The following is a 21,363-nucleotide window of genomic DNA, read 5'->3' on the forward strand; positions in this document are numbered from 1 at the left end:
CTGCTCCCCTGCTCCCCCTGCTCCCCCTGCTCCCGAAGCGATATATCTCTGAATGCAACTTGGTATGAGAGGTTGGTCGAACTCACGTTTAATTTTTTTAGATTACAAACATTAATAATGGAAGCAGATCTAGTTAATCTGCTTCCAGTGAAGTTTTTGAACGCACAGTCAAGCCCTAGAAAAGTCCTAAAAGAATGATGAAAGTTAGTCCACAGAAGGCTAGTAGAGAGATAATCATGATGTTGCCTACGCTGTGGTCAGAATTTGCTAACTTTTGTGTATTCTCAGACATATTGACCGACCCTGTTTTTGTGACTATTTGTTAACAACATTGCAGTGTTTAATTCATGCTTTGCTGCTTCTTTTATTATTGGCTACTTCTTGATTAATCTCTGAAGCGATCGCAAATCGTAATCTAAGATTTTTCCCGTGGTGAAAAGCTGATAACCAGCGAAGAATAAAACTGCTAAGGTCAGCAGCAATAAAAGATTAATTGACGCAAATATCTTACCAGTAAAGACGATAACTAGGACTCCTAGCGCTATCAAAATCCATCCTAAGTTAGGGCTAACTCGCCGCTGAAGAAGAATAAAAGCCCCAGCACCACATAGCAAGAATGCGGGAATACTAACAAAAAGACCAACGCGAATATTCGCAGTTAAAATGACAGCAGATACAGCCATCAAAGCCAAACCAATAAACTTGGTTGTTTTATCAACAGGGATTTGTCCTTGATGAATGGCAGTTTGCGGCAAAATACTAGTAGAATTTGAAGTAGCAACGATATTATTTTGAAGTTGTTTATCTTGAAAAATAAATGTTACTTTAGCTCCTTGTCCAAAGTCGATTCTATCTCCTGGTTTCAGTTGATAGGGAGTTCTAGGTTCCAGCTTGATATTGTTGAGAAACGTTCCGTTAGAGCTATCTAAATCTTCAATAAAATAATTACTTTCTTCTACTCGAATTTGTGCATGAATACGAGAAACAACTTCAACATCTGGCAAGCTGGAAAGATCAAGGTCAGGTGGAATTTGGTCATTTGGCTTACCGATGCGAATAACAGCAGAATTTGGGGGAAACCCAAAGGAAGTATTGGTTTGGACATGCAACAGCTCTAAACTTAGGCCTGTGGTGTTAAAAGTGTTGATATTTTGCATGGCTTGTTTTTTAAAAGAGCAATTTCTAGATTATTTAGCGGAAGGTATATCAGAGAAGGCAACTTTTAACTTTGCATTTCAAACCTAGCACAATCAAATCTAGTGATAAGCTCATGGGCATTCAACTTGCATGTTGAAACAGGAAGCATGAGTAGTTATAGCAAAGTGCTGAGTGCTGAGTAAAAACCTAGTTAATTCAAGGCTTTGAGCAATCAGCAGTGTCCTAACACACATGACCACGGCTATAATTTCTTCCTCATCCCCCTCATCTTCCTCATCCCCCTCATCCCCCTCATCTCCCCCTGCTTCCTAATCCTTTAAAATCAAAGGAGTATTAAGCGATCGCATGTAAATTTTCCGGTACAGTTGGAAATACCACCTGTTTTCTCTCCTGACGCAAGGGTATCTCAATCCAAAACTCAGTTCCTTTTCCCGGTTGGGACTCACACCGCAGTATTCCAGAGTGTTTCTGCACAATAATCTGGTAGCTAATCGATAAACCTAGTCCTGTTCCTTGTCCCACAGGTTTAGTGGTGAAAAATGGGTCAAATAACTTTTGTCTCACTTCTTCTGTCATCCCTGTACCATTGTCAACAATTCGCACTACCACTCGATTATTGCTGGTCACTTCGGTATGAATGAGAATCTGTGGTTTGTCAGTTGTCAGTTGTTTGTTGTCCATTGTTTTTGTATTAACTACTGACCACTGACGACTGACTACTGACTCTTGCAAAGCATCGATCGCATTATTAATAATATTCATAAACACTTGATTTAACTGCCCTGCATAGCACTCCACTAAAGGCAGCTTGCCATACTGCTTAATAACTTCAATATCTGTACACTCTGGCTTGGCTTTTAGTCGATTCTGCAAAATCAACAGCGTACTATCAATACCTTCGTGAATATCGACCTCTTTCATGTCTGCTTCATCCAGACGAGAAAAGGTGCGTAAAGACAAAACAATCTGCTGAATTCTTTGAGATCCCATTTTCATCGAACTGAGGATTTTGGGGAGGTCATCTAACAAAAACTCTAAGTCAATTTCCTCTGACTTTTCCTGAATCTTGTGTCCTGGGTTAGGAAATTCTTCTTGGTAAAGGTTGACTAACTCTAGCAGTTCTTGAGTATATTTATTGGCGTGAGTGATATTGCCGTAGATAAAGTTTACCGGGTTATTAATTTCATGTGCTACCCCCGCCACAAGCTGACCTAAGCTGGACATTTTCTCAGTTTGAATTAGTTGAGCTTGGGTGTTTTGGAGTTCTTGTAAAGCTTTTTGGAGTTCTGTTTCTGCTTGTTTGCGTTCAGAAATTTCCACCTCTAAGCGCTGGTTCATTTGGGTTAATTCAGTATTTCTCATCAATGTTTCACGGGATTGGGCTAGTTTCATTGCCATATGGTTAAATGCTTTAGCCAGGTCTTCTACTTCATCACCCGTCCGAATATCTAGGCGGTAGTCTAGGTTTCCCGCTGCAATCTCCGCCGTTCCCACCTGTAAAGTCTGCAAAGACTTGATTATAGGACGCCAGATCAGCACAAATATCACGGCAAACAAAATTATAATTACTTGCACAACTATAAAGGTAATAATTCTCTGCACTTGATAAAGGCTATTCAACTGCTCCTCTACTAATATGCGCTGTTGATTAGCACGTTCAACCAGCTGGTCAACGAACAACTCAATATCTCTACTAAAGGCGTTGATACTGAGAAAATACTGCTGAGAATCTGCCAAACGAGTTTGACTAGAATTTAAGTAGGTTAGCTGGCTTACCATCTCGCTCAGAAACTGGTGACGACGACGAATCACTGAGATTTCCGGAGCATCTGGGAGCAACTTTTCTAACTCATTGAGTGAGTCTAGAAACTCAGTTGAAAACTTGATTACTTCTGTATCATCAGTTCTCAGTAAAATAGCATCCTTCAGTCCAATAATTTCAGACTTCAAAGCATTTTTGACTGCCAGGGCAAGTTTGACAGTTTCAGTACTTTGATTGGTTTTCTCACGGATAGTTTGTCTGATTTGCTGCACAACTACAATATTGCCAACCAGAACAGCTACTATGAGTCCGACAGATACAGCCGCACCTGTGAAAAACTTTGTAGAGATTTTCATTTTGCCGGAATAGAAATTGATTTCAGATCTTTGTGGAGTTGCTGAATAGAAGCGTAATCTGAAGGGTTAACAAGAGTGTATCCAGCAGACTCAATTCCCGTGATATCTTCAAGACCATCTGGGCTATTAATAAAAGTCTGTTTCAGCTGTTGGATTAACTCAGGAGGTAGTTTTTTAGATACTACTATAGGGGAATTTGTTATAGGAGCAGATTCCCACAGGACTTTCCAGCTTTGATGTTTGAGCTTACCACTTTTTTGATACTTGAGGTAGGAGGGAATGTTAGTGGCTGCTGCATCAACAATGCCATTTTGTAGTGCATCCATACTATTGTTATGGCTGCCAGCATAGATAACTTGAGCAAAGTCCCGCTGGGGATTAATACCAAGTTTATGAAATGTCGCCAAGGGCATTAAATACCCAGATGTTGATGATGTGTCTACAAAGGATATGCGCTTGCCTTTGAGGTCTTTAAGAGTTTTGATGGGACTATCTTGTTTGACGAGAATACACGACCGATACCAAGGTTGCCTGGTGTATTTATCGATCGCAGTAACCAATGGTTCAACTTTAGCACCCTGCTCTACTGCCTCAACATAGCCTAAAGGCCCTAAATAAGCCATATCGAGCTTATCCTCCACCAGTAAGTCAATAATTTCCTTATAATCCTTACTAATCTGGAAATCAAAGGAAATGGTACTCACAGATTGTACTTTCTGTGTCTTTTGTGTCCCTTGCGTTCCTTGTCTCTCTCGCCTCCCTTGTCCCTCCAAGGTGTTGGCTGGCGATTCGGTATCAACTTTTCGCTCAAAAGACTGCTCTAAGTATTCTTTTAAGGATTTAATCATCCTTTCTTGTTCTGTACGACTTTGCGCTGGCAACACCCCAATTTTTAAGGTAGATAAGTGATATTTGCTAGTCGCTGAAGCCTTTTCCACAACAGACTGATGACTTCCAGATACTTTTTCTGTACAGCCTGCACCCAGTAACGCCATAACCATTGCTAAAAACAAAACTCTGCTTTTGCTCAATAAGCGATGTTTAGGAGTCAGCCTGTGTGTGTCTATGCATTTCTCCATAAAATTATTCAAATTATAGATAGCTGAAAAATTCCCAGACTGTGGCTAGCAACCCAGAGGATTGTTTACTCAGTATTAGGTTAAATCTATTTTTCCCTAAAAAAAATGTAAAGGTAACAATTTTGCGTGAAAAGGCAAATTTTGATTGCTTAAAAACCAGTAAAGGCGTGCTTTAGCGTGTCTCTATTAATTTATTTGACGGGTATTTGAATCCAGAACTCTGTGCTTTTTCCTAATTCTGATAGACACTGCAAATTTCCACCATGTTTCTCTACTACAATTTGATAGCTAATGGAGAGTCCTAAACCTGTTCCTTTACCCACAGGTTTAGTTGTGAAAAATGGATCAAATAAACGCGCTCTCACTTCTTCAGTCATTCCAGAACCGTTATCAGCAATCCTGATAGAAACAAGATTTTTATCTAAAACTTCAGTCCGAATTCTAATTTGTGGTTTTTCAGGAGTTTTTTTGTTAATAAATGATTCTTCTAAAGCATCAATGGCATTAGTGATAATATTCATAAATACCTGATTTAACTGCCCTGGATAGCAATCGACTAAGGGCAAATCACCATATTCTTTAATTAAAGATATACCAAGCCCATTACCACTATTTTTCCAACGATGGTGCAAAATCAGCAATGTATTTTCAATTCCTTCATGAATATCAACTAACTTTTTTTCAGCTTCATCAAGGCGCGAAAAGTTTCGCAGACTCAGCACAATTTCACGAATCCGGTTAGTGCCCATATTCATGGAAGATAAAATTTTTGATAAGTCATTAATCAAAAAATCTAAGTCAATTTCTTCAGAAAAATCTTCAATTTCTGGCGTGCTATTGGGATAGGTTTGTTGATATAGTTGTAAGAGGCTTAATAATTCTTGAAAATATTCATTGGCATAACTTAAATTACCATGAATAAAATTAACTGGGTTATTTATTTCATGGGCAACTCCAGCCACTAATTGTCCTAAACTAGACATTTTTTCGTGCTGAATCAGTTGAGATTGAGTTTGCTGCAACTTATGCAAAGCTTCGGTGAGTTTTTCTGCTTGAGTTTGAGCGGCTAGTGTAGCAGCACGACTTTGAGTGTAAAGTTGGGCATGATCGATCGCGATCGCTAGTTGATCGGTAACAGCTTGCAGCAGTCCAATATCACTATTACTCCAAACGCGTTCGCCACTGCAATGACTACAAACAATTGCCCCAAATTCTTCAGAATGGCTTTTAACTGGGAGTAGCAGCCAAGAAGTAATATCAAACTCCTTCAGCAGTGCTTGGATATTCTGATCGAGTTGAATTTCTCTGTGAATATTATCGATACAAACTATTTCTTGACTAACAAGTTTATTGGTTAAAAAGGTATTATTTTGCAGCGGTATACTACCTAACATAGAAGGTAAATTATATTGCCTTGCCTCATGAGAAATAGTCAGTGTGGATTGAGAGGAATGGGGCAAATATTGCAAAAAATAACAGCGGTCAACTTGCAACAAGCTGCGGATTTCATTAACAGCAGTTTCCAGAATAGTATCAAGGTCAAGGGAACTACGAATTTGACTAGCTAAACTTAGTAATAAAGCTTCTCGACGACTGAGGAGTTCTTCTCGTGCCCAAATTCGATCAATCGCAACGGCAATATTATTTGTAATCCAATTTAACAGATTATGAGTTGCTTCTGTAAATATTTGTTTACTAAAGAAAGCGATAATACCAATTAATTGTTGTTCTACAATTAATGGATAAGCAGAAAATAATAAGTTGGAGAATGCAGCATCTAAAAGTTTTTCTTGGTTATGAATACTAACTTCTTCATTTAAAATCGCTTGACGGGTTTTAGTCATCATACCAATGTAATTTTTGGCTAAAACCATGTGATGAGGAAAATCTTGAGTATTACTTAAAGCACTACATTCAAAATTTGTGCAATGAACACCAGCTTGCAATTGCAACTGATTTGTTTGTCGTTCAAAAGTCCAGATACAAACAAAAGCAACACTCAAATACTGGGACATGCTGTTTGTACAATGCTGAAGGATTTCTGGAAGCGTCCCACTTTGAGATAAAGCCAAACTCACTTCTGCACTCAACAATGATAGGTGCGATCGCTCCAATAAAGCCATCTCTGAAAGCTTACGTTTTGTAATATCTGTACGAATTGCTACATATTTATGAGGTTTTCCATCGAAACCTAATAGTGGGGCAATAAGAGTATCCACCCAATAAAAAGAGCCGTCTTTAGCTTTATTTTTAATTTCTCCCTTCCAGATTTTTCCTTGAGAAATTGTTCTCCATAATTTCTCAAAAAATTCTTTGGAGTGATAACCAGAATTAATAATCCGGTGGTCTTGACCTAAAAGTTCTTCCCTAGAATATTTAGAAACTTGACAAAATAAATCATTAGCATAAGTGATAGTCCCTTTTTTATCAGTGATAGCTACTAGTGAGTGTGCGTTTAAAGCAAATTTAAAAGCTTCTAATTCTTGAATATAATTTTGTAAAGCTAGCTCATTTTCTTTATGAACACTAATATCATGAACTAACGCATAAATTAACTTTTTGTCAATATCTAAATTTGCATTCCAAGACAACCATTTGTAGGAGCCATCCTGACAAAGATAGCGGTTTTCAAAAGAAATTGTATCTACGGCATTTTCTAGGTTTTGAGCAGTTAAAATAGTGGATTCGCGGTCTTCTGGGTGAACAAATTCAATAAATGGTTTTTCCAGCAGTTCCTGAGTTGACCAACCTAGTATTTTTGTCCATGCTGGGTTTAAATGTTTAAAATAACCATCAAAACTCGCAATACAAAATAAATCTAGGGAAAGTGAAAAAAATCTAGAGTATGTTTCTTCTGATTGTTTGTACTCAGACATAGCTTGTTTCATCCATTTTTTGATAGATGTTCACTGTATAAAGGAAATCCCAGAAATAAAATATTTGCTTGAAATTTGTTGACTGATGACTGGCTGTCAGTTCAGAATAATTACAAGATGATATTTATTTATAAGCCCCTAAGTTCATATACTTTTTGCCGCTAAAACATCCATAGCCATGAGATATTTTCAAGCCCAATAAGTACCCAAATTAACTTCTGGGTCTTTTAGCTATGGAAGGAAGCACAAAATCAAGTTGATGGTAGATGTGAAGACTATAACATGTTGCCTACACGGAGAGAAAAGTTACTTTTTACTCTTTTTTCTACTGGATATATATTTCCCTAAAAAACTGTAAACTCAACGTTGACTTTTGGGATTTTAAATAAGAAGTGTTACATAAATTAAATTATTTAAGCAATACTCCCCCGTTTGCGTGCTTCTTTGTAGGAAGTTCCCACATTTCTCAAACCTGCTTTAATCATTTGTCTTTCTAAAAGGGCAAAGAAACGGGCTTTATCTCCGCCTCTGACTACGGCTTGATTGTGTGCTTCTGCGATCGCTACAGGATAGCCATATCCTTTTTGTACTTGTCCTAGCATTAATCCCAGTGCTTGGTCAAACATTGCTGTATTTTCAGCTACCCACTGAGGAACTTCTATCCGGGCAATTTCTGTGCCAACATGGACATAACAAAAGTAGATAGTTTGTTCACCGTAGAGTTCTAGAATCCTGGCATTACTGCGCCAGAGAGGGCCGCGTTGTCCTGGTTGGAGTTGGGTTGACCAAAGGGCAGTATCTCGCAAAGGTTCAAAAATTTTGCAAGGGACTTTTTCTAGCTGATTCGGGCAAAAAGTGAGACAGTCGGGTACTGGATGGGTACAGGCTAACAAACGTAAAAAGTTCATGCCTTCAATATTGCGGGCGGCACTAAGATAACCCATCAAAGGAATTTGGGCATCACGCATCTGTTTCCAAGCTTCCAAAACTGGGGGTAAAATGCGATCGCGTGCATCCAAAGGCAACTGTTCTAAAAACCAGTAAATTAACGAACCATCTACCATTGCGAGGGTTGGTGCTTCCCCTTTGGCTTCACATGCAAGTTCTGCTAAGACTGTGGCTTCGCTGGCTGTGCGGCGAAAACTCATCCATTCTTCAGTTCTAATTCCCCACTGCCGGGACATGTATAAATCTTCCTGGCGATAAAATACTTCTGGCAAACTATCGAGTACTGGATGGCGGTTTTGTCCGTAGTGCAAGACGACTCTGCCAATATTTAAAAGATAGCAATAAGCAATTTCGTGATGATTGGGGGCAATTTGCGAACCGTCAGTAGCAACAACGGTATGTACCTTTGGCGGCACAGAAATATCAATGCAAGTTTCTAGTGGCTCAATGGGGGTAGCATTAGCAAAGAGAATGCGATCGCGCCATTTTTCCTGGCGATCAACTAAATCTTGTTGAGAATTGTAAGCATTTTTTAGATGTTGTTGAGCTAATTCTAAACGCTGGCGACTGGCAGCAGCTTCTAAGCTAAGATGCTGACTTAAACCCTGCATTTGTCGCGCTAATTTTGTTAAATCAAGCATAAATGTGAGTGAGGAGTTAGGAGTTGAAAGTGAGGAGTTAGGAGTTAAATAATAACTCCTCGTTTTTCAGGCAATTAAAGCCAAGCAGAAAAATCTTTAGCAAAATGAGAAAGTGATAATAGCTGAATTCGCGGATCGTTTTGTGCAGCTTTCCTTTCTGGTTGAGTATTATATCCCCAATCTGCTAAGAATAGTTGTACATCGTCTAAGTCGGTTTGCTGTTGGACTAACTGTAATGTCTTGAGTCTGTCTTCTACAAACCATAAACTTACTGGCTTTTCTGCTGCCTGAATTAATTCTCGCAGAATTTCATATTTGGGGCGCTTCACTTCTTTGCCAAAAATTGCTGTTGGTGGTAAACTTACCCCTTCTTGTTGCAATAATTGCTCTACAAAACGTCCTTCTTTGGTAGTGACAATGTATACTTGGACTGCACTGTCAATAGTGATTTTGATTTTTTCCACCACTCCCGGATAAAATTTATGCAAACTTAGCCAACCTTCTAAATCGGTGTTAATCCATTCATCTCGTAGGTTGTCTAGTTTTGCACCAATGTCTTTAGCCTGTATTTTATCGTCTAACAAAATTTGCGGGGCAATAGTCACCCATTCCTGAAGAATCTTGTCATCAGAAATTCCATCTATCAACGCTTTAATCAAAACAGGCATTTCCCAACCGGTTTCAATTACAGGCCGTAGGCGATAAAATCTCAATGCTAAATCATCTGGTGGTGTATCGTTAGCTGGCGACCAAATTAGAGAGTAGGTACGCCACGCTACCTCAAAATACTCAATTAGTCCGTCGCAAATCACTCCGTCAAAGTCTAAGGCTAAAATCGTGGGACTAGTTGCTGTCATTGTTTTGAGGATGAAAACTGCTGTTGTCAGCTTACTTGATCAGCAATTATTTTTCTGTATCAGGAATAGTTTCCACTGCCAATTTGGCTTGTGCTTGACGATGAGTAAAAATACCGTGTCTAGGACTGAATAGTAATGCCAATAAAAATAAGCCAGACACGACTAATACGATCGCTGGGCCAGAGGGTAAATTATAAAAATAGCTTATATAGCAGCATGGCAATCACTAGCGATCGTTGGATAAAACCGTACTGCAACGGTTTAATTAATGCTTGAAACATAAGTACTTATTTGTACCCAACACAAATAATACCATCAAAGATGAGGAAGATAAGGGAGATGAGGGGGCAGATAAAACTCTTAACTCCTAAAAGGCAGTTGCTACCTTGCAGTTTTGCGTTAGCGGTACAAGTCTGGCGACCGAACGCACTCCCTCCTCTGAACTCTAGCTCTTTCAAGATGTAATATATTTTTCTTGGTGTCTTAGTACTAGTTCACCACGCAAATGCTGACAGGTGAAGACTGGGTAAAGGGAAAAGGATAAAGGGAAAGGAATTAAAAACCTTTACCCTTTCCCTGTGCCTGTCAAAATCTTTTTGGCAGGCTAGTACCTTAGTGAGGCATTAAGACACCAAGGTAAAAGCCTATAATTTGGTAAATTTTTTGAGGATTTTCACCTATCTTGAGAAGGCTACCCTAACTCTTCATTCCAACCAAATAAGTAAAATGAAAATTGTCAGTTGTCAGTTGTTAGTTGTTACTTGACATCAGTCATCAATCATCAGTTATATAACTTTAGGCATGTAAATTAGAATTTCATCAGAAACTATCTCTAGAGAAAGAACGCTTTATAGCTTTATTTTTCTACATTAGATTGTGGTAAATACATTAAATTAGAATTTCTGAGAAAGCCATGACTAAAGAAGTAGAAAAACAAAATAATGTACCAGATACTCATCAACCAGTAAGTGAAGATTGGCATTCCCAAGATGAGCCAAATGTCAAAGAAAGAAACTTAACAGCCAATCCAGGCGATCGCATTGATGACAGCCAATCCGTTGAAGAAAAAGCAAAACAAGTTGCAGTAGATTCACCAGACATCACAGGCGACCATATTACAGTCCCGACATACTTCGTCGTGGATGAACCAAATGGTGAGAAAAAGGCACTCCACCACGTCAAAGATGCAGAAGAAATTTCTGATGTAATTCGCCAAGCACGAGTCGATGAAAATGGCAACCGGATTTGGTGGTAGTTTATCAGTTTGTTAGTTAAGTAGAGACACTATCTATATATAGTGTCTCTACGCTAATTCCTAAATTCAACTTTTCAGAAACTCAATAATGGGAATATCTTAGCTTTTTTGATTATTTCAAAATTACTGATTGAAACAATGCTAAAGTTGTAATGATATCCCTAATCGTTCAGTAACAGGGAGTAAATTTAGCAAGCTCTGATTAGAAAGCCCTAATTTCTAACAAGAGACTTGCTTTTCTTCAAAGTTGTACCTACACCCAAGCCAGCCAACGCCAGCAAACCCAACATAGAACCAGGTTCAGGAACTTTATATACCTGAATAGAGCCAGAATTTTGATCTAATCTTGTTGATGTTCCCGCTTGATCAACATCCTGACGTAATTCTAAAGAATCACCAATCGTTCCCAGAAAGAAATATTCCCCAATTACACCTGTCCCTCCTCCTACATTAAAGGAGCCAAACAATGACTTAGTGGAAGTATCAAAGTTGAAAGAGAAGAAATTAGATTGTGACACTCCACCAGCAACGGTGTTATAAGTTCCAAGAAGATTATTAGATGGATCTAAGAAAGAAACGCTCAAGGATTGTAAATAGTCGGTTGCTCCACTACCACTTTCTGAAATAATTGTGGGTGCTGTAGCCTCGTCATAGCTGAATGAACCTGTTGCTGAATAACCAGCATCACCTAACCAATTAAAGTTGAAATCAACAGCCAAAGCTGAGTTATTAGTAGCACCAGCGATCGCAACAGTCAAAGCAGCACTGGTTGCTGCAACCTTGCTGATTTTGGCGAAAATGTTTTTCATTGTTAAAAATCCAAAACTGATTGAATTGATGCACATATTCATGCATCAAACAACAGTCAGCTTACAATAGAAATATATATACGTAAATACTGCATAAAACTACGGTATCAACTGTAATCATTTAATGAAGTTCAGCACTTTTTTGTGAAACTTTACATAATCAGATTGCTATGGTGAAGCTCAATTTTTCTTTGTTTTCCTCTTTCTTAGCGTTCTTTGCGTCCTTTGTGAAGCAGTCGCAATCTTGGCGCCTTGCGTCGATTGCGATCTTCGCAGCGATCTTCGACGCAGGAGCGTCACTGCTGAACCCGAAGGGTGGTTCGTTATTTCAGCCCCCATAATTAATGGGACAGACCACTAGTTTTGTTTCTCTCTATCTAGCTTTTCTTGAATCGCTTGACGACAAAACTCTGGAGGGTTATCTTTAGCCTTCACCTCTTCCTTCATCTGCTTAGTAACACGAAAGCTGAGATTGTCAGTTAATTCTTTGCTTGGTTGGTTTCCAAAATTCTCAGGTCTACCCTTAGCTTTAGTCATTGTGTAGAAATATAAATATAGCTTTATGTCGATGCGCGCATCGGTGTAGGTTTTAAATCGGCGGTGTTGACTGTCTGGCAAACCGTTCACCACCGATACCACTTTTATCAAGAGGTAATTATATTTTATGTTCACAAGGTCAGAACTTGAAGCGATGACACTTCAAGAATTGAAGGCGTTATGTCTCAGGTACAGTGTCAGACCAACAGGGAATGCAGGGTACAAAGTCAGCCATATCACATCCTTGCTAGCGTTCCCAGGATTAGCATTACATCAGTTGAAGGAAAGGAGAGGTTTGAAAACTCCTAGTTTCGCCAGCTTTGAGAATATGAGTACAGCACTTGATGAGATAAACTCTCCGACTGATGAACAAATGGCGCTGATTAGGATATCGATGGAAGGTAAAAGAATGGAATACCCCGATCGCTATGATCAGGAGAAGTTGCTGAGTCTCTACAAAGCTAAGTTGCTTCTGGAGGAACTGGTAATCATACTAAAACAATAATCACAGGTTTTGCTAACTGTTTACAGCATCCCCTCAAGTAGGGGATTTTTTGATGGTAAAGTTTTTGTCTTTATGAGGGTAAGTAATCAGGTAATTGTGAATTGCTTAATATGACTTTCGTCATACTGAAATTATGACTTTATTCCACTGTGTATTCTGATTTAGTATTTTAAACTGAAAACAATACAGCAAACCAATGCAGTCGTGAAACAAGCAAAAATTACTCTAATTTTAAATCTTAGGTAAGAATATATTTTCACAATTAATCAGGAATGCTGTAGAAAACTCAAGCAAATTAATTCATAGGATTTGAACATGAAACGTATTCTATTAGGTACATTACTTGCTCTACCATTTGCAATTTCTTCCTTCCCATCACAGGCATCGGCAGCACAAATTATTGCTAAACCCAACGTTCATAAAGTTGCTGTTGTGCGTAAACCTGTTGTCCGATATCAACGTAAGTTAATTCCTGCACATTGGGAAACAGTAAGACGCGGTAACAATTGGGTTAGAATTAGAGTTCCTGCTCGTTATGTGAATGTAAGAGTTTAATATCTCAAATAGAGACTAACAACCCTAATTCAGTTGTTAGTCTCTATTTGGTAAAATTTTGTTGTTAAATGAGACTTTGGATACTCATAATCGAATAATAAAAGTATGTTGTACGAGTAAATTTAGCTCACATGAATATATACTACAAATATCGGAATTTTCAAAAAATACTTATATTTATACTCACTACTTTACTTTTAGCCTGTGATTCTACCCAAGCAAAAGAAAAAAATATAGCTCCAAGAAAAATCGTCAAGGGTGATAATTATGGAAAGCTATATGACCAAGGAAAGTTACGAACCTACTATTTTTACATTCCCAAATCTGATAATAAAAAACACCCGATGCCTTTAGTTTTCGTGTTTCATGGAGATAATGGTAGTGGTCGGTCTATAAGTAATGTGACTCGCTTCAATAAATTAGCAAATCAAAAAGGATTTATTGTTGTTTATCCAGATGGAATTGACCAAAAATGGAGCCTGAGAGGTAATGCTAAAGGAAAGGTAGATGATGTTTTGTTTGTCAGTGCTTTGATTGATCATCTGAAGCAACAAATAAATATTGATAGTCATAAAATTTATGCCTCCGGTTTTTCTAGAGGTGGAATCCTGACCCAAGCACTGGCTTGTAAGTTACCTAATAAAATTGCTGGTTTTGCATCAGTAGCCGGTTCGCTTCCAGTTCGACTCAAACCTAATTGCCAACCTCAAACTCCCATATCGATGTTAATGATCAACGGTACAAGCGATCGCGATGTACTCTACGAAGGTGATGACCACACTCAACGAGGAGCGCTGGTTTCTATAAGAGATATGGTAAACTTTTGGCGATCGCACGATCAATGTACCTCATCACATAAATCTTCTCAGTTTTCTGAACATAAAGTCAAAACCTCTCTCTACACAGGTTGCAATGGTAACTCAGAAGTCTGGCATCTAGCGGTAGTAAACGGTGGACATTTCTGGCCTGGTGGTGCTTCAACTGACGAGAGCGTAAATAGATTCAATGCTAAGCTGGGACTGAACGCCAGTGAAACAATTTGGAACTTTTTTCAACGCCACAGTTTGTCTTAATATCAAGTCGTCTATTTAACTGGCTCAGATTTTAACTTCATATCTTTTTCTTTGTACCTTTGCGCCTTTGCGCGGCAGTCGCTACAACGGGGGGAACCCCCGCAACGCGCTGCCTTGCCTTTGCGTGAGGCAAATTCATATTTTCAATCAGCAACACCGAAAATACCAGTCAGGAAAAAATAGACCGCTTATGCTTTAAATTAGCTAGAATGCTTGTAGAATAAGGATTTTATACTAATTAAAGCATTACCTATAAAACTACTGATATTATGTCAGGTTATCGTAATCTGCAAGAAACTCACTTAAACCGCGCCCGCGCCAGTCTCAGACAAGCGCTATCCTGGTATGGATATCTTCGTAAGTCTGGACAATTTTCATCGAACCCAGAATTAGCAGGTTTGGTGAAACCAGAATTAGAAGCTTTGAATTCCACACTCAACAAACTTGACTCTAATGTGATTAGAATTGCAGCCTTTGGTTTGGTGAGTCGTGGTAAATCAGCGGTGTTAAATGCCTTACTGGGAGATAAGATTCTGCAAACTGGGCCTTTGAACGGTGTCACTCAATGGCCGCGTTCGGTACGGTGGCAACCAGGAGGTAAAGTACAGGTAGAGTTAATTGATACTCCTGGGCTAGATGAAATTGAAGGAGAATCACGGGCGCAAATGGCGCGAGAAGTGGCGCGTCAGGCAGATTTAATTTTGTTTGTCGTGTCTGGTGATATCACCCGCACTGAATATCAAGCCTTGCTGGAATTGCGACAAGCACAAAAACCGCTGATTTTGGTGTTTAACAAAATTGATTTATATCCAGATGTAGACCGGGCAGCGATTTACAAAAATTTACAAGAATTGGGTGCAGGTTATGGTGCTAAACCTCTACTACCTGATGAAATTGTCATGGTCGCAGCGGAACCAGCACCAATGGAAGTGCGGGTTGAATGGCCTGATGGTCGTGTGAGTTACGAATGGGAAACACCACCAACCCAAGTAGAGGAACTCCAGCAGACAATTTTGAATATTCTCAATCGGGAGGGGCGATCGCTTTTGGCTTTAAACGCACTGGTTCAAGCACGAGATGCAGAAGCCGCGATCGCTCAAAAAACCATCGATTTACGCGAAGAAGAAGCCGAAGACATCATTTGGCAATTTACTAAATACAAAGCTTTGGCTGTAATGCTCAATCCTATTGCCTTTTTAGATATCTTGGGCGGAGGTGTTGCGGATTTAGCTTTGATTCGCTCTTTAGCAAGATTATATGGTTTGCCCATGACTAGCTATGAGGCTAGTAAAATTTTAAAAACGATTTTATTCAGTTCTGGTGGCTTACTACTGAGTGAATTAGGTAGTAGTTTTTTATTAGGTTTGGGCAAGAGTACCGCTGCTTTAGCCAGTGGTGAAAATCCTACCAATATTACTGCCTATGCTGGTGGTGCGATCGCTCAAGCAGGTATCGCCGCTTATGGGGCTTACTCTGTAGGTAAAGCCGCCCAAGTATATCTAGAAAAAGGCTGCACTTGGGGACAATTAGGTGCCAGTACCGTAATTGCAGAAATTCTCTCTCAAGTTGATCACAATACAATTCTGTATCGGTTGCAACAAGAATTAGGAATAAAGTATTGAGAATAAATAAAAATATTTTCCTAATTGTTACTGGTTATGATACTTTATCAATTTCTATCAAATTCTCCTGATAATTGCCCGAAATTCTCAATTTGAGATGCAACATAAGAAAAGGATAAAGTTTATCTCACTCAAAAAGGTAGAAATTCATGACAACTCTAGGCTTAGTCCAAGCTGCTGTTAACTCTGGGACTAAAAATCTTGAGCAAGCCATTTTAGAAGCTATTGATGAAGCTCGTCAAACCTGCGATCTCAATGGCAGTAATTCTGCTGGTTGCGCTGTTGCCTGGGATATCGTAGAAGAATTACAAGCCGAAAAATCACATCAACAGCAAGCAAAACAGCACAAAACCTCTTTAGAAAGCTATTGTGACACACATCCAGAATCAGTAGAGTGTTTACTCTACGACGTTTAATTAATTGTTAGTTGCTGACAGATGACAGATGACCGTTGAGTGTCAGCCGTCATCTGTCATCAGTTATCAATCTCCCGAAAATCAGCTGTTGCTAATTTTGTGATTTGCTGAATCATCTCTAAATCAGGCGGTGGAGTTTCACTTTCCATTCCCAGCCATAAGAGATATTCAATATTACCGGCGGGCCCAGTAATTGGCGACCAAGTTAAGCCTTTGTATTTCCATCCTAATTCGCAAGCAGCTTGCAAAACCTGGAAAATAGCATCAGCATGGTCTTTAGGGTCACGCACTACACCTTTTTTGCCTACACGAGATTTTCCCACTTCAAACTGTGGCTTGACCAGCAAAACTGCATCTCGGTTAGGTTGAGTCAGCTGCCACACAGCGGGTAAAATTTTAGTTAAAGAAATAAACGATACATCCATCACCGCTAAATCGGGAATAGGATCAGCCACACCATAAAGTTCTGCGGGTGCGAGATGACGTAAATTAGTCCGTTCCCGCAAAATCACCCGCGGGTCATTTCGTAGCCGCCAATCAACTTGTCCGTAACCGACATCAATACCATAAACTAGTTTTGCCCCAGCTTGTAGTAAGCAATCGGTAAAGCCACCCGTAGAAATTCCACCATCTAAACAAACGCGTCCGGCGGTAGGGATAGCGAACAATTCTAAAGCTTTGGCGAGTTTCTCTCCGCCTCTAGAAACAAAACGCGATCGCTCTTTAATTTTTATTGCAGCCGAAATATCAACTTCCGTACCAGGTTTATCAACTACCTGGTCATTAACTGTGACTTCCCCCGCCTGAATTAGCCGTTGTGCTAAAGCGCGAGAAACACATAAATTTAACTCTACTAATAGAGTGTCAAGTCGTTGTTTAACCAATTAACTCCAAGTTTGGGAAGAATTTAGTGATTGATAGATCAGTTTAGAATAATTTGCTGTCAACAGACTCTATCAAACCTTCTTCTGTATGTCTTTATTACCCATTAGTATAACTTGGTTAACATCCTAATATTCAAGTAGGGGGCGGGTTTAAAAATATTATCAATTATTAATGGTGATATGAGTGAACCAGCCCTTACTGAGTTTCACAATCTAAAAACCCAAATCTTAGATGTATTAGGTGTAAACATAAGCTTGTCTCAACCGCCGGATCATCTCTCGACGCACCTCGTTTTGGACACGATTACCACGCCGCCAATGTTCTAACTGAAGATTATCAATGTAGAACCTGACAGAAAATTGCATACCAGAACCGTGGATATCGGTCAGTTGAACTTGCGGTTGTTTCCAGGCAGTATTGGATTCTTTAAAACTATCATGTAGCCATTGGACAAATTTCATAGCGTAGTCATCTAACCTAGTTTCATCGACTCCCGGATTAGAAATTATCTGATAAAGTCTATTCATTTTAATTTTAAGCATATCAATTTTCTGTTCCCATTCATCGGGTAGAATATGTTGATCTTCTACTACTAAATCAGGGTCTTTTAGCCATATTTGATACCAGTTACGAATCAAGTCAATTAAATTATTTTTACCAGCCCAGTCTTGTTCTTCTTCTAACCAAGAACGCTGCCGTTTACCTTTACGTTCTGTGAGTACTACCAATCCAACCAAACTCAATATCTCCAAATAATTCTTTTGAATAATTTTCAGTTCTTCTGCATTTAATCCTCCCTTTTCTGTCTTTTTAATTTCTCTAATCAAATCGTCAAATGCTTGTTCAATTTTTTCTAGTTGGTTATTGACATCTTTTTCTGCTAATATCCGCAGTCGTCCAGCTTCTTTCTTGGAGAGTTTATCTCCCTCTGCCTCTTTGAGAGCAAAAAAATTGTCTATATATTTCAGCTTGTCATCAAGATTACCCAAGGTGTCTGGATGTCCAATAACAATTTCTTCGAGAATCTTTGTTGCTACCACTGCATCAGCATCAACTCGGACTGAAACGCTAATTGTATAAGCGTAGTGAGTTGTGGGACGACTGAGATTGACAATATTTTGACCTCCCAAAGATGTGTTTGGTACGTACACCTCGCAATGCTCTTCAATCATGTAGAGTTTTGTCACGCGGATACCAATGTTTCTGATAATTGCAATTGATCCGTCTGACATGGAGATCACATCTCCAAATCGAAAAGGTGTATCAACTAACAACACCAAGCCACTGAAAAAATCACTCAAAATATCTTTTACAGCCAATCCCAAAACAACTGTGATGCTACCTACTGCTAACCCAATTCCTGTTAAATCAACCCCAAGGGTGGTAAAAAATAAGGAAATTCCAATCACGTAAGTGATGACTGGAATAAAACTTTGCAGGAGCGGTATTAATACGTCATCCCAAACAGCTTCAGTTTTGCGCGCGTAGTCTTTTAAATAATTGACTGCTGCTTCCGTAAATAACCGACTTACCAAGTAGGTGAAAGCAGCTATCAACAAAGCGATCAATCCTCGCCCAATCCAATCAATTATTCCTCCTGTTCCTAGTTGATTAAGTGAGATTCTCAGACTAGCAAAGATAAAAATAGCTGTAGCAGGAGCTTGGGAAATGCCAAGGATCAGAAGAGCTGTGTCTTTTTCTGTTCGGCGAAAAAATGCCCGCAGCACAGAGAAAAGTAAGAAATAAAGTACTAAGCCTACAACTAGAAATATACCTAAGGTATATAAGAATGAAGTAATTTGTGCGCTCGTTGGTAAAGTTTGCAGTGCTGAGACTAACGGAGGTTTTGCTGAAGATTCTCCCGCTTGCCCTATCAGGGTATATATCATTAATTTCTACCTCAAATATTCTAATTTAAAATAAGTCGTTAAAAGAGGGTGGAAAAAACACCTACCACCCAAATTTCACTATATTAACCCTCAGCACTAGTAGGAATTGTAATTCCTTCGCGGATTAAGATATCTGTAAAAATCTTACGCAGAACCCGCTGAATTTGAAGATGCTTTCCTGGTTTTACCTTTGTCAATGTCCGCAGCAACAAGTTAGACTCACCTATGCTTTCTACTCCATCTACTTGTGTGGCTTCAAGTACATCTGAATCATTTGCTTTTAATTGCTGTCCGACTTCTTCAATTAATTTGTACACATCAGCCAAGTTGGCATCAAAAGGCACGCCCACTTCCACTACAGCATAGATATACTGTTTTGAGTAATTGGTAATTGAGCCAATATCGCCATTGCGAATAATCTGCAATTGCCCATTAGGATGTCTGATTCTAGTAGTTCTAAGTTCAATTGCCTCGACAATACCTTCTACAACTTTATCTTCAGATTTTCCCGCTTGGATATAGTCACCTACTAAATAATAGTTTTCAAATAAAATAAAGAAGCCACAGACGATATCGTTGATTAGTGTCTGTGCCCCAAAACCTACAGCTATCCCCAAAATTCCAGCACCAGCAAGTATGGGAGTGGGATCGATGTCTAAAGTATAAAGGATGGAAACTGTCGCAGTAAAATAAATTGAGTATTGTAAGAAACTCCGAAAAAGAGGAACAAGTGTCAGGCGCCTGCTTCTTTGAGCATCTGTCAGATTCCGCTCTTTAAAGAGTATCTCTTCTACAAACAAGTAGACAACCTCAAACAGCACACGACTGATGAAGATAATGCCAATAATTTTGATAATTCGCGGCCCCAAATTGGCAATATTAGCAATTAACTGCACTTGCTGGACTACTAATGTTGCCATGCAGACATAAATTACGAATTCCAAACACCGCTTCAAAAAGGGTATCAGGTGTCGGAGGCGATCGTAGAATCTCAGGAGGTTGTCAGGGCTGGAGTATCTTATACTTAGAGCATCTAGGCTATCAACTATCGCCTCAACTGCTTTGAGTATGAGTAATCCGACGGCTATGATCAAATAGATCCGCAGTAGGATGTACAGATATTGTCCAACCACTGCGGGAAAGCTGAGAAACTGGGTACAGGAGATAGCAGCCCACAGCCACATTCCAGTGCTGATTCTTTGATTTAAGTCTCTAAAAAAAGCATCTATACTTTCATCGTCGGCTGTGTTTTTTTCTAAGTTCTTAGCACGTATGTTAAGAATTTTGAGTCCATAGTCCACGAATTTCAGTACTAGTGCCACTGCTATCAAAGTTCCAACACTTTGAGCTATGCCAAGTGATAGTTTTTGCCAGAATCCCGATGGAATACGGTCTATCCACATGAGTGTATATTGTTGGAGGTTTTCGCCACGATAGATCAGAAAACCATTAACACCAACAATCAAAATGCACACCAGCAAACAAGCAAGTAGTAATATCCCTGTAATGTTCCGGCGCAGGGTTCTGACAGTTCTTTCTTCAGTTCTGAATATCGCTACTTTATTCAATAACTTGATAGATTTTCCCAACAGCCAATTTAGTAATAGAAAAATGAAGATTACAAGGCTGACTTCAACCAAAATAATTAATAGATTCATATGCCAGCATAAAAATTAAAGAATTAATAAGTTAAGTTTTAAAACTTGATAAAGTAACAAAACAGTTTGAAATCAATACTTACACACTCATCAAAACAACGCTCTCTTTGCTGTACTAAATTTATCAGGACTTACACAACTGGCACATTAAATAAAGATTAGAATTGTCAACAGTCCACAGTCAATAGGAGCCAGCGCCGTGGTGTTAGCGTAGCGTTAGCGACGTAGGAGCGTCGGCAGCCCGGTCTTGGGGGTTCCCCTCATGACTGGGCTGCCGCGCATGGTTACCCGACAGCCGCGCGACTGGCGTTCAAAAATCAAGCTTTTTTAAACTATTGACTATTGACAGCTTCAACTAAAAATTGATGACAATGCGCGTAAGCCTTATTTATGTATTTTGAGACTTTTGTTAAAGATCATATTTTATAATACATCTGTATGCTTGATCAAGCAAGTAGTTTTCGGTAACATTACTATTACTT

General features: G+C 39.2%; 17 protein-coding genes. 6 read left to right on the top strand and 11 right to left on the bottom strand.

Annotated features, from left to right (window positions below; genetic code table 11):
• Positions 1-374: 374 nt before the first annotated feature.
• The 6 genes from I8748_RS27220 to I8748_RS27245 form a co-directional block, all read right to left on the bottom strand.
• Entirely contained in the window at positions 375-1,157 is a 783-nt protein-coding gene (locus I8748_RS27220; protein ID WP_198127638.1) for an FHA domain-containing protein, read from the bottom strand.
• A 334-nt stretch (positions 1,158-1,491) separates the two neighbouring features.
• Positions 1,492-3,276 carry a sensor histidine kinase gene (locus I8748_RS27225; RefSeq protein WP_198127639.1) on the bottom strand — a complete coding sequence of 595 codons (1,785 nt, stop codon included), beginning with the start codon at positions 3,274-3,276 and terminating at the stop codon, positions 1,492-1,494.
• Positions 3,273-4,355, bottom strand: a complete 1,083-nt coding sequence (gene phnD / locus I8748_RS27230; protein WP_198127640.1) for a phosphate/phosphite/phosphonate ABC transporter substrate-binding protein — start codon at positions 4,353-4,355, stop codon at positions 3,273-3,275. Before phnD ends, I8748_RS27225 begins: the two co-directional genes overlap by 4 nt.
• Positions 4,356-4,546: 191 nt before the next feature.
• Positions 4,547-7,231, bottom strand: a complete 2,685-nt coding sequence (locus I8748_RS27235; protein ID WP_198127641.1) for a PAS domain S-box protein — start codon at positions 7,229-7,231, stop codon at positions 4,547-4,549.
• 413 nt (positions 7,232-7,644) lie between these two features.
• The gene (locus I8748_RS27240; protein ID WP_198127642.1) at positions 7,645-8,820 is read right to left on the bottom strand and encodes a DNA double-strand break repair nuclease NurA; all 1,176 of its coding nucleotides are present in this window, start codon (positions 8,818-8,820) and stop codon (positions 7,645-7,647) included.
• A gap of 74 nt (positions 8,821-8,894) precedes the next feature.
• The gene (locus I8748_RS27245) at positions 8,895-9,677 is read right to left on the bottom strand and encodes an HAD family hydrolase (protein WP_198127643.1); all 783 of its coding nucleotides are present in this window, start codon (positions 9,675-9,677) and stop codon (positions 8,895-8,897) included.
• 913 nt (positions 9,678-10,590) lie between these two features.
• Between I8748_RS27245 and I8748_RS27250 the strand changes: the two genes are divergently transcribed.
• Positions 10,591-10,932 (top strand): hypothetical protein, encoded by a 342-nt coding sequence (locus I8748_RS27250; protein WP_198127644.1) that lies wholly within the window; start codon positions 10,591-10,593, stop codon positions 10,930-10,932.
• 212 nt (positions 10,933-11,144) lie between these two features.
• On the opposite strand, the gene I8748_RS27255 is transcribed toward I8748_RS27250, so the two are convergent.
• Entirely contained in the window at positions 11,145-11,741 is a 597-nt protein-coding gene (locus I8748_RS27255) for a PEP-CTERM sorting domain-containing protein (RefSeq protein WP_198127645.1), read from the bottom strand.
• Between the two features lie 357 nt (positions 11,742-12,098).
• A complete protein-coding gene (locus I8748_RS36150; protein WP_318781277.1) occupies positions 12,099-12,380 on the bottom strand; it encodes a hypothetical protein in 282 nt (93 codons plus the stop codon).
• 25 nt (positions 12,381-12,405) lie between these two features.
• Here I8748_RS36150 and I8748_RS27265 point away from each other — a divergent pair, with 25 nt between their 5' ends.
• The 5 genes from I8748_RS27265 (at position 12,406) to I8748_RS27285 (ending at position 16,449) form a co-directional block, all read left to right on the top strand.
• Positions 12,406-12,783, top strand: coding sequence for a hypothetical protein (locus I8748_RS27265; protein WP_198127646.1), 378 nt, complete (start codon positions 12,406-12,408; stop codon positions 12,781-12,783).
• Between the two features lie 315 nt (positions 12,784-13,098).
• The gene (locus I8748_RS27270; RefSeq protein WP_198127647.1) at positions 13,099-13,338 is read left to right on the top strand and encodes a hypothetical protein; all 240 of its coding nucleotides are present in this window, start codon (positions 13,099-13,101) and stop codon (positions 13,336-13,338) included.
• Between the two features lie 131 nt (positions 13,339-13,469).
• The gene (locus I8748_RS27275) at positions 13,470-14,411 is read left to right on the top strand and encodes an extracellular catalytic domain type 1 short-chain-length polyhydroxyalkanoate depolymerase (RefSeq protein ID WP_198127648.1); all 942 of its coding nucleotides are present in this window, start codon (positions 13,470-13,472) and stop codon (positions 14,409-14,411) included.
• A gap of 269 nt (positions 14,412-14,680) precedes the next feature.
• On the top strand, positions 14,681-16,033 hold the full coding sequence (locus I8748_RS27280) for a GTP-binding protein (RefSeq protein ID WP_198127649.1): 1,353 nt from the start codon (positions 14,681-14,683) through the stop codon (positions 16,031-16,033).
• A gap of 149 nt (positions 16,034-16,182) precedes the next feature.
• A complete protein-coding gene (locus tag I8748_RS27285; protein ID WP_198127650.1) occupies positions 16,183-16,449 on the top strand; it encodes a Calvin cycle protein CP12 in 267 nt (88 codons plus the stop codon).
• A gap of 59 nt (positions 16,450-16,508) precedes the next feature.
• Here I8748_RS27285 and I8748_RS27290 read toward each other — a convergent pair whose 3' ends face one another.
• The 3 genes from I8748_RS27290 to I8748_RS27300 all read right to left on the bottom strand — a co-directional run bounded on the left by I8748_RS27290 (position 16,509) and on the right by I8748_RS27300 (position 20,881).
• The gene (locus I8748_RS27290; RefSeq protein WP_198127651.1) at positions 16,509-17,333 is read right to left on the bottom strand and encodes a TlyA family RNA methyltransferase; all 825 of its coding nucleotides are present in this window, start codon (positions 17,331-17,333) and stop codon (positions 16,509-16,511) included.
• Positions 17,334-17,570: 237 nt separating this feature from the next.
• A complete protein-coding gene (locus tag I8748_RS27295; RefSeq protein ID WP_198127652.1) occupies positions 17,571-19,223 on the bottom strand; it encodes a mechanosensitive ion channel family protein in 1,653 nt (550 codons plus the stop codon).
• Between the two features lie 83 nt (positions 19,224-19,306).
• The gene (locus I8748_RS27300) at positions 19,307-20,881 is read right to left on the bottom strand and encodes a mechanosensitive ion channel family protein (RefSeq protein ID WP_198127653.1); all 1,575 of its coding nucleotides are present in this window, start codon (positions 20,879-20,881) and stop codon (positions 19,307-19,309) included.
• Positions 20,882-21,363 lie beyond the last annotated feature (482 nt).

This window comes from Amazonocrinis nigriterrae CENA67, from assembly GCF_016056305.1.
GTDB lineage: Bacteria > Cyanobacteriota > Cyanobacteriia > Cyanobacteriales > Nostocaceae > Amazonocrinis > Amazonocrinis nigriterrae.